The following is a 17672-nucleotide window of genomic DNA, read 5'->3' on the forward strand; positions in this document are numbered from 1 at the left end:
GTCCAACCATGCTCAGTGCGAGACAACCGCGACTTCCAGTTGCGCCGGTGCCATCAGCGCGAAGGCCGAACGCATTTCGCGCGCTTCTTCCCCTGGGCTGCGGCCGAAGAAGCGCTTGAATTCGTGGTTGAACTGCGGCGCGCTCTCATACCCGACCCGTGCCGCCGCGCCCGCCGCGGTGACAGCGTCGCGGATCATAATCAGCCGTGCCTGGTGCAATCGCACTGCCTTGATGTACTGGATCGGAGACGTGGCGCACAGGTATAAGCGTGCAGCCCCAAGTCCTGATGTTGGCCGCCGCGGTGAACTGTGCGCAGACACACACGAAGCGAACCGCGGCGCAGCCTCTTATCACTGACTCAAACGAGCAGCGGCCTTCGGAGGCATCGATTTCAGCTTTCGGGGGCGTGCGGAAAGCGCCCTTCTTCCAACCAAGCGATGATGCCGTCGGCAATCTGGTCGCTATTGCTTTCCATCATCATCATGTGGCCATTTCCTGTGATGCCGCGCTCGGCCAGCGGAATGAACTCGGCCCGTGCACCGTTCTGATTCAGCCAATCGACGATGGGTTTATCGACGGCCACGGGGTGATCGGCATCGTTGGTGCCGAGGATAAGCGCCACGCGCTTGTTCTTGTAGCCATTGAAGTCAGTCACGCGTGGCGCGCTGTTGCCATAGTTGACTCGTTCCAGCAGCAGACGCGGCGGAATCACATTGAGCATGGCCAGATAGTCGTCCAAGTGCTCGCGCGGAAAACGGGTGCTGGTGCCCACCAGTTTCTTGGCGGCCCAGTTGCGTTCCGCGACGAAAGGGTCCTTGCGACTGAGCTTGAACGCCAGCGCGCCCGGCGCCAGACGCACCTCGACCGTATCCGGCGTATCGGAAACGATCTCGGTGGGTGCGCTCACGTTCCCGGGACCACCCGGCGCGATGGCAACCAGCGCCGCGATGCGGTCGCCATACTGCTCCAGCAACTTCCAGCCGAAAGGGCCAGACATCGAATGGGTCATCACGATGGCGGGCTGGTCCAGCGACATCAGCACGTTGCCCAAGCCTCGCACTACCATCTCTCCGCTCAAGTCGGTATATGGCACATAGCCGCTGCGACCGGTGCCGGCCCAGTCTGGCACCACGACCCGGTAGCCCCTGGCGGCGAAGGCATAGGCCCAACCAGGGCGGCCATCCGCGGTGGTCATGTAGCAGGAGCCCGTGTGGGCGCCGCCATGGATCAACAGCACGGGAGGCTTGCGAGACTCGCCGGCCGGTTCAAGGGTCTCGAAGTAAGTGTTGGGATTCTCGGTGAAGCCTACACGCATGCGTACAGGATTCGCAGCGCGGGCGGCAGATACCGCCGCCTGTGCGGTAGTGTGGAGCGTGCTGGTGGCCGCGGCTGCCAGCGCTGTGCCGCGCCTCAGGAATCCACGGCGAGAAGAGATGAATGGCATGGTGACGTCTCCTGCTTTATATAGGTGGTCGCGCTGAATGATTACAGCTGCCGCCAAGATAATAGTTAGATATCTAACTTAATTAACCTAGACAAAACCCTGATCAACCTGGGTTTGGGCATGCAGTGGGCCCGCTTGCACTCGTAGGCTGGCCGTTCCACCTTTGAACGCGAAACGCGGCTTCTGCCCAGCACCGGCAGAATCTCGACCAACAGCCTCGCCTGTTAGATCGACACCATCCAGCGGCACATGCGGCAGCGACGCATGCCGAATGGCACTCGGCCAACGCCAGGAACGTTTGGGTTTGATCCTGCGGCAGTGTCGCGGCAGCAGGCCGCCGGCCGCAGGCGCAGCGTGGTCAAGACTGCATCAGCGCGTCCGACTCGTAGACCAAAGCTTGCATCCGCGACGCCATCGTGCAGTTCCAGCATGGCCCGCTCGAGCATTGGAGCAGACCAGGGCATCGGTGCTCGATACCAAGCCAGGGCCTTGCTCGGACAACGTCTTCCCGGGCATCTCCGCCGTGAACGACAAGAGCGGCGGATCGAACCGCCCCCTGCCTAGGAACTCGAAACGCGGTTCCAAAGGGAAGCTGCCCAGCCAGCGCAGAGGCGCGCTGGCCCATACAGGGTCAGTGTTCCGGGATCCCCCCGGCGCAGGTATCGCTCATGCCTCTCATCGACATGCCGCGAGCCACCATTCACGCGGTCATGGTGTCGGCACTTTTTCCACTGGTACGCCCTCCGCGTACCATGAAAAATACCGTTGATGATGTGGAATATAGTTGTTGAATTAGATTTTTATCATTAGATCAGCAACTTATAACCCAACCTCACTCCCACTCAATCGTCGCAGGCGGCTTGCTGCTCACGTCATACACCACCCGATTGATCCCGCGCACTTCATTGATAATCCGCGAGCTGACCTTGGCCAGCAAGGGATACGGCAAGGGCGCCCAATCCGCGGTCATGAAATCCGAGGTCTGCACCGCGCGCAGCGCGACGACATAATCGTACGTCCTTCCATCCCCCATCACCCCCACCGACTTCACCGGCAGGAACACCGCGAAGGCCTGCGACGTCAGGTCGTACCAGGATTTCCCACTAACGGGATCCAGCGTGCTGCGCAGTTCATCAATGAAAATCGCGTCCGCGCGACGCAGCAGGTCCGCATACTCGGTCTTCACCTCACCCAGGATGCGCACGCCCAGGCCCGGCCCCGGGAAGGGATGGCGATACACCATCGACGGCGGCAGCCCCAAGGCCACGCCCAGCTCGCGCACTTCATCCTTGAACAATTCGCGCAGGGGTTCCAGCAGCTTCAGGTTCAAGGTCTCCGGCAAGCCACCCACATTGTGGTGCGACTTGATCGCCACGGCCTTGCCCGTCTTGGCCCCGGCCGACTCGATGACGTCCGGATAGATCGTGCCCTGTGCCAGCCACTTGGCGGCCTTCAGCTTGGCCGCTTCCGCCTGGAACACTTCCACGAACTCGCGGCCGATGATCTTGCGCTTGGCTTCGGGATCCGCGACGCCGGCCAGCTTGCCCATGAATTGCGTGCTGGCGTCGATGTGCAGGATCTTCACGCCCATGTTTTCGGCAAAGGTCTGCATGACCTGCTTGCCTTCGTCCAGGCGCAACAAGCCGTGATCCACGAACACGCACGTCAGCTGGTCACCGATCGCCTTGTGGATCAGGGCCGCTGCCACGGAGGAATCTACGCCGCCTGACAGGCCCAGGATGACTTCATCGGCACCGACCTGCTCGCGGATGCGCTGCACGGCCTCGGACACGTAGTCCGGCATGTTCCAGTCGCCGGCGCAGCCGCAGATCTCGCGGACAAAGCGTTCCAGCAGTGCCTTGCCCTGGATGGTGTGCGTGACTTCCGGATGGAACTGCACGCCGTAAAAACCGCGTTCTTCGTCCGCCATGCCGGCGATGGGGCAGGACGGCGTCGAGGCCATCAGCTTGAAGCCCGGCGGCAACTGCGTGACCTTGTCGCCGTGGCTCATCCACACCTTGAGCATGCCGTAGCCTTCGGGCGTGGAGAAATCCTCGATGTCGGTCAGCAGGCGCGTATGGCCATGCGCACGCACTTCCGCATAGCCGAATTCGCGGTGATCCGACCATTCGACCTTGCCGCCCAGCTGCTGCGCCATGCTTTGCATGCCGTAGCAGATGCCCAGCACGGGCACGTCGACCTCGAAGACGGCGTGCGGGACGCGCAGCGAGCCTTCCTCGTAGGCGGACGCGTGGCTGCCGGACAGGATGATGCCCTTCAGCCCCTGCGACCGCTGTTCGCGCACGAAATCGTCGCCCACGTCGCCGGGATGGATTTCGCAGTACACGCCGGTTTCGCGCACGCGGCGGGCGATGAGCTGGGTGACCTGTGAACCGTAATCAAGGATCAGAATGCGCTGGTGCATGGTTGGCTCTGGTATCGGGCGCGGCGCCCGTTTAATAGAAAAGCGCACCGGCGGGAAGCTGGCTTCCCCCGGTGCGCGGATACGGCATGGCGATGCGCCGGGAGTCAGTCGGCGCGGTAGTTGGGCGCTTCCTTGGTGATCTGCACGTCATGGACGTGGGACTCGCGGAAGCCCGCCGAGGTGATCTGCACGAATTGGGTCTTGGTGCGCATTTCGTCGATGGTCGCGCAACCGCAGTAACCCATGGAGGCGCGAACCCCGCCCGCCAGTTGGTAAATGATGGCCAGGACGCTGCCCTTGTAGGGGACGCGGCCTTCGATGCCTTCCGGGACCAGTTTGTCGGCGTTGTTGGCGGGATCCTGGAAGTAGCGGTCGGCCGAACCGTCGGCCATCGCGCCCAGGCTGCCCATGCCGCGGTACGACTTGTACGAACGTCCCTGGAACAGGACGACCTCGCCGGGGGCCTCTTCCGTGCCGGCGAACATGCCGCCCATCATGCACGCGAAGGCGCCAGCCGCCAGCGCCTTGGCGACGTCGCCGGAATACCGGATGCCACCGTCGGCGATCAGCGGAACGCCGGTGCCTTCCAGCGCCTTGGCCACGTCGGAGATGGCGGTGATCTGCGGCACGCCCACGCCCGCGACGACGCGCGTCGTGCAGATGGAGCCGGGGCCGATGCCCACCTTGACGCCATCGGCGCCATGTTCCATCAAGGCGCGCGCGGCATCGGCGGTGGCGATGTTGCCGCCGATGACGTCGACCTTGGGATAGTTCTTCTTGACCCAGCGCACGCCTTCCAGCACGCCGGCCGAATGGCCGTGCGCCGTGTCGACGACGATGACGTCCACGCCCGCGGCGACGAGCTTTTCCACCCGTTCTTCCGTGCCGGCGCCCACGCCGACCGCGGCGCCGACGCGCAGCTGGCCGTGGGCGTCCTTGTTGGCCTGCGGGTGTGCGGTGTTCTTGACGATGTCCTTGACGGTGGCCAGGCCGCGCAGTTCGAAGGCATCGTTGACAATCAGCACGCGTTCCAGACGGTGCTTGTGCATCAGGTGCTGGGCTTCATCCAGCGTGGCGCCCTCGCGCATCGTGACCAGGCGTTCCCGCGGGGTCATGATCGTGCGAATAGGCTCGTCCAGCCGGGTTTCGAAACGCAGGTCGCGGTTGGTGACGATGCCGACCACCTTGCGGCCTTCGACCACCGGCAGGCCGGAGATGCCGTGCTGGCGCTGCAGGGCGATGGCTTCGCGTACCTTCATCTGCGGCGTGACGGTGATCGGGTCGATCACGATGCCGAATTCGTGCCGCTTGACGCGGGCGACTTCCCGGGCCTGCTCATCCGCGCTCAGGTTCTTGTGGATAATCCCTATCCCGCCTTCCTGCGCCATGGCGATGGCCAGGTTCGATTCCGTCACGGTATCCATGGCGGCGGACACGAGCGGAATGTTCAGGGTGATGTTGCGAGTGAGGCGGGTGGCCAGCGAGGTGTCGCGTGGCAGCACCTGGGAGAACGCGGGCACCAACAGAACGTCGTCGAAGGTGAGCGCGGTTTGGATGAGACGCATGGGAAACTCCGGGCGCAAAGCAAGATTATACGCGTTCCGTCCGGATTTTCTAGGTGTAAGCCCTAGGATGCGACGGTATGCCGTTATACGCGCGAAGGGCGGCTGCCCTTGGCAAACCGCCCTTCCTTGCGCCGATATCGCGGCCCCGGGCCGGTACATGGCGTCGCGGCGTGCGCTGCCGCGGCGCCCCGCACCAAGGGAGTATCCCCTGCCCTGCGGCGGCCGCGCGGGTCCCGGCCTGGGACGCCGCGCGGCTTCCTTACTTGCCGCCCTTGGACGCCATGACTTCGTCGGCGATCTGGCGCGGCACTTCGGCGTAGTGCTTGAACTCCATGGTGTACGTGGCGCGCCCCTGGCTCAGCGAGCGCAGCGTCGTGGAGTAGCCGAACATTTCGGACAGCGGCACCTCGGCCCGCACCAGCTTGCCGCCGCCGCCCGCGATGTCGTCCATGCCCTGCACCATGCCACGCCGCGACGAGAGGTCGCCCATGACATTGCCCATGAAGTCCTCAGGGGTTTCGACCTCCACATGCATCATGGGCTCCAGCAGCACCGGCTTGGCGCGCCGCATGGCTTCCTTGAACGCCATGGAACCCGCCATGCGGAAGGCGTTTTCATTGGAGTCCACGTCGTGGTAGGAGCCGAAGGTCAACGTGACCTTGACGTCGACGACGGGGTAGCCGGCTAGGATGCCCGAGCGCAAGGTGTCCTGGATACCCTTGTCCACCGCCGGGATGTACTCGCGCGGAATCACGCCACCCTTGATGGCATCGACGAACTCGTAGCCCTTGCCCGCCTCGTTCGGCTCCAGCGTAATGACCGCATGGCCGTACTGGCCGCGACCGCCGGATTGCTTGACGAACTTGCCTTCGACGTCCTTGGCGACGGCGCGCACCGTTTCGCGGTACGCCACCTGGGGCTTACCGACTGTGGCTTCCACGCCGAATTCGCGTTTCATCCGGTCGATCAGGATTTCCAGGTGCAGCTCGCCCATGCCGGAAATAATCGTCTGGCCGGATTCCTCGTCGGTATGAACGCGGAACGACGGGTCTTCCTGGGCCAGCCGATTCAGCGCGACGCCCATCTTTTCCTGGTCGGCCTGCGTCTTGGGTTCCACCGCCTGCGAAATAACCGGTTCGGGGAAGATCATCTTTTCCAGGATGATCGTCTGCGACGCATCGCACAGCGTATCGCCGGTGGTGACGTCCTTCAGGCCTACCGCCGCCGCGATATCGCCTGCGCGCACTTCCTTGATTTCCTTGCGCTCGTTGGCGTGCATTTGCAGCAGGCGGCCCAGGCGTTCCTTCTTGCTCTTGCTGGAGACCAGCACGGTATCGCCGGAGTTGACCACGCCGGAATAGACGCGGAAGAAGACCAACTGGCCGACGAAGGGGTCCGTCATGATCTTGAACGCCAGCGCGGAGAACTTTTCATCGTCGGCGGGATGGCGCTCGATTTCCTTGTCGTGGTCGTCGTGGCCCTTGATGGCCGGCACGTCCACCGGCGACGGCAGATAGTCGATGACCGCGTCCAGCATCGCCTGCACGCCCTTGTTCTTGAAGGCGCTGCCACAGAGCATGGGCACGATTTCGTTGGCGATGGTGCGCGCCCGCAGGCCCTGCTTGATTTCGGCTTCAGTCAGCGTTTCGCCGCCCAGGTATTTGTCCAGCAGCGTTTCATTGGCTTCGGCAGCCGCCTCCACCATCTTGTCGTGCCATTCCTGGGCCAGCTCGCGCAGGTCGGCCGGGATATCGACGTACTGGAACTTGATACCCTGGCTTTCATCGTCCCAGATGATGGCCTGCATTTTCACCAGGTCGATGACGCCCTGGAAATGGTCTTCCGCGCCGACGGGAATCTGCACCGGCACGGCCACGCCCTTCAGGCGTTCGCCGATCTGGCGCTGCACACGGAAGAAGTCCGCGCCGACGCGGTCCATCTTGTTGACGAACGCGATGCGGGGCACGCCGTACTTATTGGCCTGGCGCCAGACGGTTTCGGACTGCGGCTGCACGCCGCCCACGGAGTCGTAGACCATGCAGGCGCCATCCAGCACGCGCATGGAACGCTCGACTTCAATCGTGAAGTCCACGTGGCCCGGGGTGTCGATAATGTTGATGCGGTGCTCGGGATAGGTCCCGGCCATGCCGCGCCAGAAGGCGGTGGTGGCAGCCGAGGTGATCGTGATGCCGCGTTCCTGCTCCTGTTCCATCCAGTCCATGGTGGCGGCGCCGTCGTGCACCTCGCCTATTTTGTGGTTCACCCCGGTATAGAAAAGAATGCGCTCGGTGGTCGTGGTCTTGCCAGCGTCGATGTGGGCGCTGATACCGATATTGCGGTAATTCTCGATAGGGGTCTTGCGAGGCACGATTTTCTCCAAGGATGGGGCCGTCCGGCGATGCGCGGTGGACGGGCTTCCGCGACGACGCGGCAACGCGGCGCGCGCGGAACTCCGCCTGCTATCTTCGCCTTGCCCTAAGGAAAGCGCAAGGGACGGAGAGTCCAAATAAATTGGGGCGTCGGGCGCGCTTTCAAGGCTGCGTCCCTTTTTTATTATGTCGATGGCGCCCCATAGAGCCCCAGCTAGCCGCGGCCAACCCGGGTGAATTCTCCGAACGGCACATCCAAGTAGAATGACGCCGTCCCGGCGCACAATGCCGGGCCTGTCTTTCCCAGCCATGTCCAATACGCACGAAATACGTCCCGGCCAGTCCGTCGAGCTGCTGAAGGAGCTGCACATCCTGACGCGCGACGGCAAGATGAACCAGGACAGCCGCCGCAAGCTCAAGCAGGTCTACCACCTGTTCCAATTCATCGAACCGCTGCTCAAGAGCCTGAAGGAAGACGGCCGCGATATCTCGCTGGTCGACCATGGGGCGGGCAAGTCCTATCTGGGCTTCATCCTCTACGACCTGTTCTTCAAGGGCCTGGGCGACCGCTCACATATCTACGGCATCGAAACGCGAGAGCAACTGGTGCGGCATACGCAGGAGCTGGCGCAGCGGCTGGGCTTCTCCCACGGGATGTCATTCCTGAACCTGTCCGTGGCCGAAGCCACCGAATCGCCGGCGCTACCCGCCACGGTCGATATCGTGACCGCGCTGCACGCATGCGATACCGCCACGGACGACGCGATACGTTTTGCCTTGCGCAAGCAGGCGCGCTATATCGTCGTGGTGCCTTGCTGCCAGGCGGAAGTCGCCGCGGCGCTGCGGCGGCACAAGCAGCAGGCCATGAGCGACCCGCTGTCGGAGATCTGGCGCCATCCGCTGCATACCCGCGAATTCGGCAGCCAAGTCACCAACGTGCTGCGCTGCCTGCAGCTGGAGGCGCACGGCTACCAGGTCAGCGTGACGGAACTGGTCGGCTGGGAGCACTCGATGAAGAACGAACTGATCATCGCGCAATACAGGAATGCGCCGCAGCGCCGCGCGGCCGAGCGCTTGAATGCCATGCTGGATCGCATCGGGCTGCCGGAGCTGAAAAGCCGTTTTTTCGCGCCCGCGGGCTGAGGCCGCGACACGACACCGTGTTGCGCAAGCTCGTGGACAGCCGCTACGAGGGCTCGCGCATCAGTGCGCGCCACCCTTCCCAGCCCAGCCGGCGCATGGTCTGCTGATTGCGCTCGTAGATATCGTCCGGATCGGGATAGGCGTCCACCGCCCGGGCCACGCTTTCCTCGCGCAGCAGATGCAGGATGGGGTACGGCGACCGGTTGGTGCAGTTCTCGATATCGTCCGGCGCGCTGTCGGCAAACTGGTAGTCGGGATGGAAGCTGGCGATCTGCAGGACGCCGCGCAGGCGCAGGCGCTTGAGCAGGCGATCGCCCCGCCCCAGGAAGTCGTTGTAGTCGCCGAAATCCTGCAAGGCGGACGGCAGGATGATCAAGGTGGTATCGATGGTTTCCGCATCGCTGTCGGCCAGCAGCCGCAGCTCGCGCTCCAGGTCGGCCGCGACACCGTCCGCGTCCGTCGCCGCGCTGGCGACATAGCGGATTTGATCCTTCACGTGCACTGCCTTGGCGAACGGGCACAGGTTCAGGCCGATGACCGCGCGGGTCAGCCACGCCCGCGTGGCCGCGATGGCGGCATGCCCCTGGGAATGCGTATCGGCCATCGCCCGTTCGTTTTCCCGCTCAGCCCGCCGGCATCGCCGCGATGGTCTGTGCCACCGCCGCGGTGAGCTTTTTGCCGTAAGGAACGTGCAGGAACTCGTTCGGGCCATGCGCGTTGGACTTGGGGCCCAGGACGCCACACACCATGAATTGCGCCCGGGGAAAGCCCTGCTGCAACGTATTCATCAGCGGAATGGTCCCGCCCTGCCCGATATAGCCACAGGGTGCGCCGTAGTACTGCTGGGAGGCCGCATCCAGCGCGGCCGTGAGCCAGGGCTGCGAAGCCGGCGCGTTCCAGCCGGTGGATTGACCTTCGCTGGGCTTGAAGATCACCTTCGCGTTGTAGGGGGCGTCGTGTTCCAGCAGAGATTTCAGTTCCTGCGCGGCGGCCACCGCATCGACCAGCGGCGGCAGGCGCAGCGACAGCTTGAACGCGGTACGCGGGCGCAGCACGTTGCCGGCGCTGGACAGCGGCGGCAGGCCATCGGCGCCGGTGACCGACAGCGTGGGCCGCCAGGTGCGGTTCAGCAGCGCTTCTTCAGGCTGGGTCGTCATGGGCAGGACGAAGCCGCCGTCCGCGCCGCAGCTCCAGGGAAAACGGCGCCAGACCTCGTCGCCCAGGATTTTTGCCGTCGCATGCACTTGTTCGATGCGTTCGGCCGGAATTTCGCAGTGGAAGCTCTGCGGCAGCAAGCGCCCCGTGGCGCTGTCCTCCAGGCGGTCCAGCAGGTGCCGCAGGATGCGGAAACTGGAGGGCACGACGCCGCTGGAATCGCCCGAGTGCACGCCCTCGTCCAGCACCTGGACCTCCAGGGTGCCCGAGACCATGCCGCGCAAGGATGTGGTCATCCACAGCTGGTCATAATTGCCGGCGCCCGAATCCAGGCACACCACCAGGGCCACATTGCCCAGGCGGCTGCGCAGCGCATCGACATAAGGCAGCAGGTCGTAGCTGCCCGATTCCTCGCAGGTTTCGACGATGCCGACGCAGCGCGGACGCGGTATGCCCTGCTTGTCCAGCGCCAGGATGGCGGTGAGCGAGGCATAGATGGCATAGCCGTCGTCCGCGCCGCCGCGGCCGTACAGCTTGCCGTCCTCGTATTTGGGCGTCCAGGGCCCCAGGCCGGCACGCCAGCCGGAAAACTCCGGCTGCTTGTCCAGGTGGCCGTACAGGAGCACGGTGTCGCCGTTGTCCGCCCGGGTGGCGGGCGCGTCGAAGAAGATCACCGGCGTACGGCCGGGCAGGCGCACGATCTCCAGCGTCAGCCCGTTGACCTTTTGCGCTTCGACCCATTGCGCCGCATCGCGCACCACCCGCTCGATATAGGCGTTGGCTTCCCAATCGGCGTCGAAGGCGGGACTCTTGGCCGGGATGGCGATGTAGTCGGTCAGGGCCGGCAGGATGTCGCTATCCCACTTGCCGTCGACGTAGGCCTGCAAGGCCTGGGGATCGAGGGGACCGGCGTGCGCGGAATCGGGTACGCGTGCGTTCATGGGATCTCCTTGGCTTAGTTCATCCAGACGCGCGCATTGCGGAATGCGCGCATCCACGGGCTGAAGGCGCCGCCGCTGTCGCGATCGCCCCACTTTTCCGGCGCCCAGGACATCATCACGTTGCGCGTGACGCGTTCGGGGTGCGGCATGATGGCGGTGAAGCGCCCGTCCGGAGTCGTCACCGCGGTAAGGCCGCCCTGGCTCCCGTTGGGGTTGTAGGGATAGGCCTCGGTGTACGCGCCACGGTTGTCGATGAAACGCGCCGCCGCGATCACCTGGGCGGGATCGCCCTGGCGCGCGAAGTTCGCATAGCCTTCTCCGTGCGCCACCGCGACCGGCGTACGGGTGCCTGCCATGCCGGCGAAGAAGATCGACGGCGAGTCGGCGATCTCGACCATGGCCAGGCGCGCCTCGTATTTCTCGGACAGGTTGCGCGTGAAGCGCGGCCAGGCCTGCGCGCCCGGGATCATGCTGGCCAGCGCGCCGAACATCTGCGCGCCGTTGCATACGCCCAGGCCGAAGGTGTCCTGGCGGCCGAAGAAGGCGGCGAACTGGTCCGCCAGCTGGCTGTTGAAGCGTATGGTGCGGGCCCAGCCTTCGCCGGCCCCGAGCACGTCGCCGTAGCTGAAGCCCCCCACGGCGACCATGCCGTTCACGCTGCGCAGGTCGACGCGGCCGGTCAATAGGTCGGTCATGTGCACATCGACGGCATCGAAGCCCGCGGTATCGAAGGCCCAGGCCATTTCGACCTGGCTGTTGCATCCCTGTTCGCGCAGGATCGCGACGCGCGGACGCCGGCCGGTGGCAATGTAGGGCGCCGCGATGTCTTCCTGCGGATCGAACGCGACCACGGGAGAAAAGCCGGGATCGTCCTTGTCCTGCCAGACATCGAATTCGGCCTGCGCGCAAGCGGGATTGTCGCGGCGCGCCATGATGCGGTAGCTGGTCTCGCTCCAGGCGCGGCCCAGTTCGGCGCGCGGCTGGCCCCAGATCTTGCGGCCGTCGCGGAAAAACTCGACTTCGTCGCTATTGTTCAGCCCGCCGATGACGTGGGCGAATTTCGACAGGCCCGCGCCGCGCAGCACCTGCATCACGGCATCGCGCTGCGCCGCCGGCACCTGGATCACCGCGCCGGCCTCTTCGGAGAACAAGGCCTTCAGAGTGAGTTCTTCACGCTGGACTGCAACCTGTTCGGGCCGGATCTTGTAATCGCCCCAATCGGCCGAATTGGCATCGAAGGTGAGCATGTCCAGATTGACCGAGACGCCGGTGTGGCCGGCGAACGCCATTTCGCACAGCGTGGCGAACAAACCGCCGTCGGAGCGGTCATGGTAGGCCAGCAGCGTGCCGGCTTCGGCCAGCGTGCGGATGGTGATGAAGAAGGCGCGCAGGTCCTGGGGAACGTCGATATCCGGGGTGTCCGTGCCCACCTGGTTATAGACCTGCGCCAGAATGGAGCCACCCATGCGGTGCAGCCCGCGTCCCAGGTCGATCAGGATCAATACCGTGTCGCCTGCATCGGTGCGCAGGCGTGGCGTCAGGCTTTCCCGCGCATCGGCCACCGGCGCGAAGGCGGTGACGATCAGCGATACCGGCGAGACCACTTGGCGCTGCTCGCCGTCCTGCGACCAGGACGTTTTCATGGACAGGGAATCCTTGCCCACCGGAATCGACAATCCGACCGTCTGGCACAGCTCGCTGACGGCGGACACCGTGTCGTACAGCGCGGCATCCTGTCCCGGCACGCCGCACGCGGCCATCCAGTTGGCCGACAGCTTGATGTGCTCGACCTGCCGGACGTCGGCCGCCGCCAGGTTGGTCAGCGCTTCGGCCACGGCCATGCGGCCGGACGCGGGGGCGTCGATCATGGCGATGGGCGTGCGTTCGCCCATGGCCATGGCTTCGCCGCGGAAGCCTTCGTAGTCGGACAGGGTGACCGCGCAATCGGCCACCGGTACCTGCCAGGGGCCGACCATCTGGTCGCGTGCCGACAGGCCGCCCACGTTGCGGTCGCCGATGGTGATCAGGAAGGTTTTATTGGCCACCGTGGGATGGCGCAGCACGCGATAGGCCGCTTCCGTGAGATCGATACCGGCCAGGTCGACCGGTTCGGCCGCGCCGGGCAGGCGCTGCACGTCGCGCGTCATGCGCGGCGGCTTGCCCAGGATAACGTCGATGGGAACGTCCACGGGGCGTACGGGGCCCGCCGCTTCGCCCGGCGCGTCCACGCCGGGCAGCCCTTCGCCCTGCACCACGCGCAACTGCCGTTCTTCGGTGGCGATGCCCACCACCGCGTAGGGGCAGCGCTCGCGCCGCGCGATGGCGTCGAAACGGGCGAGGTCGTCGGGCATGACCGCCAGGACGTAGCGTTCCTGCGATTCGTTGCTCCAGATTTCCGCCGGGGACATGCCGGATTCTTCCACCGGCACGCGTTTCAGGTCGAACACGGCGCCGCGGCCCGCGTCGTTGACCAGTTCCGGAAAGGCATTGGACAGGCCGCCCGCGCCGACATCATGGATCGCCAGGATGGGGTTGCGATCGCCCTGCTGCCAGCATCGGTCGATGACCTCCTGGGCGCGCCGCTCGATTTCCGGGTTGCCGCGCTGGACCGAATCGAAATCCAGGTCCGCGCTATTGCTGCCCACGCTCATGCTGGAGGCGGCGCCGCCGCCCATGCCGATGCGCAGGCCCGGGCCGCCCAGCTGGATCAGCAAGGCGCCGCCGGGGATCTTTTCCTTGTGCGTCAATCCCGCGTCGATGCTGCCCAGCCCGCCCGCGATCATGATGGGCTTGTGATAGCCCCACCGCGTACCGCCCGCGGTCTGTTCGAAGGTGCGGAAATAGCCGAGCAGGTTGGGCCGGCCGAATTCGTTGTTGAACGCGGCACCGCCCAGCGGGCCGTCGATCATGATGGACAGCGGCGACGCGATGCGGTCGGGCAGCCCATGGTGATCGGATTCCCAGGGTTGCGGCGCATCGTCGAAGCGCAGGTGGGACACGGTGAAACCCGTCAGCCCCGCCTTGGGCTTGGAGCCGCGCCCCGTCGCGCCTTCGTCGCGAATTTCGCCGCCCGCGCCCGTGGATGCGCCCGGGAACGGCGCGATCGCGGTGGGGTGGTTGTGGGTCTCGACCTTCATCAAGGTATGGACCAGGGCTTCCCGGCGTTTGTAGGTGAGCGCATCTTCCGATGCGCCGGCCACGTCCGCGTGGAAGCGCTGGGCCGTGCCCCCTTCCATGATGGCGGCGTTGTCGGAATAGGCCACCACGGTACCGCCCGGCTGGGCGGCATGCGTGGCGCGGATCATGCCAAACAGCGTCTTGTCCTGCGGCTGGCCGTCGATGACCCATTGCGCGTTGAAGATCTTGTGCCGGCAATGTTCGCTATTGGCCTGCGCGAACATCATCAGCTCCACGTCGGTGGGGTCGCGTTCCAGCTTGGCGAAAGCATCGGCCAGATAGTCGATTTCGTCGTCGGAAAGCGCCAGGCCCAGGGCGGTGTTGGCCTGTTCCAGCGCGGCGTGGCCCTGCGCCAGGACCGGCACGGTGCGCATGGGCCGGCCCGTCACTGCTGCGAACAGCGCCTGCCCGTCGAATTGCGCATCCACGACCGTTTCCACCATGCGATCGTGCAGGCAGTCCGCCGCGCGGGCGAGCATGGCGTCGTCGAAGGATTTGGCGCCCAGCAGCCCGCGTTCCGGCGCCAGGATATAGCGCACGCCGCGTTCGATGCGGCGCACGCCGGCAAACCCGCAGTTGTGGGCGATATCGGTGGCCTTGCTGGCCCAGGGGGAAATCGTGCCCAGGCGCGGAATGACGCGCAGGACCAGGGCCTTGGCCGGTTCGGCGGTTTCGTAGGGGTCGCCGTAGTCCAGCAGTTCGGCCAGCCGTTGCTGGTCTGCCGCGGAGAGCGCGGTGTCGCACAGCACGAAATGCTCGTAGCGGGCCGAGATGTCCGCCACCGGCAGCCCGGCCTGTTTCAGTTGGGCGAGCAGTCGCTCGCGGCGAAAAGTGGACAGGACAGACGAACCGGGAAGGTACTGAACGATGGACACGATGGGCGCCGTAGAAGGGAGGGCAAAACGGGGATTTTACCCGTTACGGCCCCCGCTTTCGCCGCGGGCGGACGGTTTTGTCGCGCGCCGTCAGGCCGCGTCCGGATAACGCACTTCCAGGATCTCCAGCGACTCCACGCCGCCGGGCGTGCGCAAGGTCACGGTATCGCCCTCGCGGGCCTTGAGCAGCGCGCGCGCCACCGGGGAAATCCAGCTGATCTTGCCCGCCAGCGGCTCGGCCTCGTCCACCCCCACGATGGTGACCTGGTGCTCCTCGCCGCCCTTGTCCATATACAGGACCGTGGCGCCGAAAAACACCTGGTCGCGGTTGGGCTGCACGGCGGGATCGACGACCTCGGCAATGTCCAGGCGCCGCGTCAGGAAGCGCATGCGCCGGTCGATTTCGCGCAGGCGCTTCTTGCCGTACAGGTAATCGCCGTTTTCCGAGCGATCGCCGTTGGAGGCCGCCCACGACACCACCTGGACGACGGATGGACGTTCCACGTTCATCAGGTGCGCAAGCTCATCGCGCAGCCGCGCATAGCCCTGCGGTGTGATGTAGTTGCGCGTACCGGGCGGCAAGGCTTGCGCCTGGGGAATATCGTCGTCTTCGTCCTGGTCGGACTCTTTTACAAAGGCTTTGTTCATGGCGGACTCGGATGCCTGGGTCGCGAAACGGTATGCGCGGCGAATCGATATGGCGATATGGGGATAAGACAAATGGCGCGGGAGGCGCGCCGGCCGGTCAAATCCAGTCGTGCCACACCGGCCGCAGATCGGGCGGCAAGGGAGGCAGGCGCCCCAGGTCGACCCGGCTTTCGCGGGGACTGTGGAAATCCGAACCGCGCGAAGCCAGCAGGGAACGCTCCCGGGCCACGTCGGCATAACGGCGGCATTCGTCGCTGTTATGGCTGCCAGTGGTGACCTCGACGCCCTCGCCGCCCAATGCCTGAAATTCGTCGAAAAACGCGGAGAACTGCAGCGGGGTGTATTTATAGCGGCCCGGATGGGCAACCACCGCGCGTCCGCCGGCATCGTGGATCCAGCCGATCGCATCGGGCAGGCTCGCCCATTCGATGGCGACCTGGCCCGGGCAGTCATCGCCCAGATATTTGTTGAATACCGTCTGTACGTCGGGACAAAAACCGGCCTCGACCAGATAACGGGCGAAATGCGTGCGGCTGATCAGTTCGGGATTGCCGGCAAAAGGCAACGCGCCTTCAAAGGCGCCCGGCATGCCCATCGCCGCCAGTTTTTCGCCGATCTTGCGTGCGCGGTCGGCCCGGCCGGCGCGGGTGCGGCGCAGGCCTTCGCGCAAGCCCTGGTGTTCCGGATCGAAGCCCAGACCCACGATATGCACGGTCTGGCCCGCCCAGGTGACGGAAATTTCCACGCCGGTGATGAACTGCAGGCCCACTTCCCTGGCCGCGGCCCCGGCTTCGGCCAGCCCGCCGACTTCGTCGTGATCGGTCAGCGCCCAGACGTCGACGCCGTTTGCCCGGGCGCGCAGCGCCACGTCGCGGGGCGACAGCACGCCGTCCGAAACGGTGGAATGGCAATGCAGATCGACGTTGGAGGCAGAGGTCAGGGGCATGAGGCTATTGTAGGCGCCCCGCTCCGGCGCGTCAGCCCGGTTCGCGAAGAAAAGCGGCGACGGGTTCGATCTGGGCATCGTCCATCAAGGTGGGCGCATGCCCGACGCCCGGGACTTCCACCATGCGCGCCCTTGGATTGCGGCGGACCATCTCAGCGGCGGTATCGGCCGTGAGCAAGTCCGAGTCACGGCCCCGCATGATCAGGATCGGACTGTCGATGGCTTCGTAGGAATGCCAAAGCAATTGTTCGCCGGCGGCCATGGCGGCATCGTCGTGGGCGGCGAACGGCGTGGCCAGTCCCAGGTCGTAGTGCTTGACCCAGCGGTCGCCGCGCTGCAGGAATACGTGCCGCGCCAGCTCGCGCCATTGCTCGTCCGTATGGGGGCCGAATGCCGCGGATACCTGGCGCAGGTAGGCAACCGCCTCGTCGAAACTGTCGAAGGCCTGGCCTTCTCCGACGTACTGGCCGATGCGCGCCAGCGCATCCGTGGCCAGGCGCGGCCCGACATCGTTCAGGACGATGCGGTCCACATGCAAGCCCGGCCCGGCCAACCCGCTGCCGGCGTGGATCTGGCGCGCGACGCGCATCCGGACCGACAACGCGGCCGACCCTGCCAACACCATGCCGATCAATCCACCCATCGAGGTGCCCACCCAGTGCAGCGTCTTGGGTTGCAGGCGCGCGATCAGCGTCACCATATCGCCCACGTACTGGGGCACCGTATAGAAAGCCGGATTCAGGAGCCAATCGGAAGCGCCGCGGCCCACCACGTCCGGACATACCACCCGGTATTCGCCGCTCAGCCGCCGTGCCAGGGTATCGAAGTCGCGGCCGGTGCGCGTAAGGCCATGCACGCACAGCAGCACTTTGTCGTTGCCGGGATCGCCCCACTCCCAATACGCCACGCGATGCATGCCCGCCGGACTGGCGCAGGTCACGAAGTCAAGACGGGGGTTGTGCATGGACGCTCCAGGGCGGGGA

General features: G+C 65.2%; 11 protein-coding genes and 1 pseudogene. 1 reads left to right on the plus strand and 11 read right to left on the minus strand.

Annotated features, from left to right (window positions below):
- Positions 1–12: 12 nt before the first annotated feature.
- The 5 genes and pseudogenes from AKI39_RS15240 to fusA all read right to left on the minus strand — a co-directional run.
- Positions 13–252: pseudogene (locus AKI39_RS15240) on the minus strand (helix-turn-helix domain-containing protein); the annotation flags it as partial.
- Positions 253–392: 140 nt separating this feature from the next.
- Positions 393–1445 (minus strand): alpha/beta fold hydrolase, encoded by a 1053-nt coding sequence (locus AKI39_RS15245; protein WP_066637677.1) that lies wholly within the window; start codon positions 1443–1445, stop codon positions 393–395.
- An 832-nt stretch (positions 1446–2277) separates the two neighbouring features.
- Positions 2278–3870: a glutamine-hydrolyzing GMP synthase gene (gene guaA, locus AKI39_RS15250; RefSeq protein ID WP_066637683.1), complete on the minus strand. Its 1593-nt coding sequence runs from the start codon at positions 3868–3870 to the stop codon at positions 2278–2280.
- Between the two features lie 104 nt (positions 3871–3974).
- Entirely contained in the window at positions 3975–5435 is a 1461-nt protein-coding gene (gene guaB / locus AKI39_RS15255; protein WP_066637685.1) for an IMP dehydrogenase, read from the minus strand.
- Between the two features lie 259 nt (positions 5436–5694).
- The gene (fusA, locus tag AKI39_RS15260; protein WP_066637687.1) at positions 5695–7803 is read right to left on the minus strand and encodes an elongation factor G; all 2109 of its coding nucleotides are present in this window, start codon (positions 7801–7803) and stop codon (positions 5695–5697) included.
- A 310-nt stretch (positions 7804–8113) separates the two neighbouring features.
- Between fusA and AKI39_RS15265 the strand changes: the two genes are divergently transcribed.
- Positions 8114–8947, plus strand: a complete 834-nt coding sequence (locus tag AKI39_RS15265; RefSeq protein WP_066637690.1) for a class I SAM-dependent methyltransferase — start codon at positions 8114–8116, stop codon at positions 8945–8947.
- Positions 8948–8990: 43 nt separating this feature from the next.
- On the opposite strand, the gene AKI39_RS15270 is transcribed toward AKI39_RS15265, so the two are convergent.
- The 6 genes from AKI39_RS15270 to AKI39_RS15295 form a co-directional block, all read right to left on the minus strand.
- Complete coding sequence (locus AKI39_RS15270; RefSeq protein ID WP_066637693.1) at positions 8991–9551, minus strand: DUF1415 domain-containing protein; 561 nt, start codon at positions 9549–9551, stop codon at positions 8991–8993.
- 19 nt (positions 9552–9570) lie between these two features.
- Complete coding sequence (locus AKI39_RS15275; RefSeq protein WP_066637696.1) at positions 9571–11043, minus strand: M20 family metallopeptidase; 1473 nt, start codon at positions 11041–11043, stop codon at positions 9571–9573.
- Between the two features lie 14 nt (positions 11044–11057).
- Positions 11058–15095 carry a phosphoribosylformylglycinamidine synthase gene (purL, locus tag AKI39_RS15280; protein WP_066637698.1) on the minus strand — a complete coding sequence of 1346 codons (4038 nt, stop codon included), beginning with the start codon at positions 15093–15095 and terminating at the stop codon, positions 11058–11060.
- Positions 15096–15185: 90 nt separating this feature from the next.
- Positions 15186–15743, minus strand: a complete 558-nt coding sequence (gene greB / locus AKI39_RS15285) for a transcription elongation factor GreB (protein WP_066643081.1) — start codon at positions 15741–15743, stop codon at positions 15186–15188.
- Between the two features lie 97 nt (positions 15744–15840).
- Complete coding sequence (locus tag AKI39_RS15290) at positions 15841–16689, minus strand: 3',5'-nucleoside bisphosphate phosphatase (RefSeq protein ID WP_066637700.1); 849 nt, start codon at positions 16687–16689, stop codon at positions 15841–15843.
- A 31-nt stretch (positions 16690–16720) separates the two neighbouring features.
- Positions 16721–17653 carry an alpha/beta fold hydrolase gene (locus AKI39_RS15295; protein ID WP_066637701.1) on the minus strand — a complete coding sequence of 311 codons (933 nt, stop codon included), beginning with the start codon at positions 17651–17653 and terminating at the stop codon, positions 16721–16723.
- Positions 17654–17672 lie beyond the last annotated feature (19 nt).

The sequence above is a fragment of the Bordetella sp. H567 genome, assembly GCF_001704295.1.
Lineage (GTDB): Bacteria > Pseudomonadota > Gammaproteobacteria > Burkholderiales > Burkholderiaceae_B > Bordetella_C.

What these genes read in the sequence shown, in the direction of transcription:
- AKI39_RS15270 (WP_066637693.1), bottom strand. Translation starts at nt 9,551, where the DNA reads ATGGCCGATACGCATTCCCAGGGGCATGCCGCCATCGCGGCCACGCGG.
- AKI39_RS15295 (WP_066637701.1), bottom strand. Translation starts at nt 17,653, where the DNA reads ATGCACAACCCCCGTCTTGACTTCGTGACCTGCGCCAGTCCGGCGGGC.
- AKI39_RS15290 (WP_066637700.1), bottom strand. Translation starts at nt 16,689, where the DNA reads ATGCCCCTGACCTCTGCCTCCAACGTCGATCTGCATTGCCATTCCACC.
- AKI39_RS15245 (WP_066637677.1), bottom strand. Translation starts at nt 1,445, where the DNA reads ATGCCATTCATCTCTTCTCGCCGTGGATTCCTGAGGCGCGGCACAGCG.
- greB (WP_066643081.1), bottom strand. Translation starts at nt 15,743, where the DNA reads ATGAACAAAGCCTTTGTAAAAGAGTCCGACCAGGACGAAGACGACGAT.
- AKI39_RS15275 (WP_066637696.1), bottom strand. Translation starts at nt 11,043, where the DNA reads ATGAACGCACGCGTACCCGATTCCGCGCACGCCGGTCCCCTCGATCCC.
- AKI39_RS15265 (WP_066637690.1), top strand. Translation starts at nt 8,114, where the DNA reads ATGTCCAATACGCACGAAATACGTCCCGGCCAGTCCGTCGAGCTGCTG.
- guaA (WP_066637683.1), bottom strand. Translation starts at nt 3,870, where the DNA reads ATGCACCAGCGCATTCTGATCCTTGATTACGGTTCACAGGTCACCCAG.
- guaB (WP_066637685.1), bottom strand. Translation starts at nt 5,435, where the DNA reads ATGCGTCTCATCCAAACCGCGCTCACCTTCGACGACGTTCTGTTGGTG.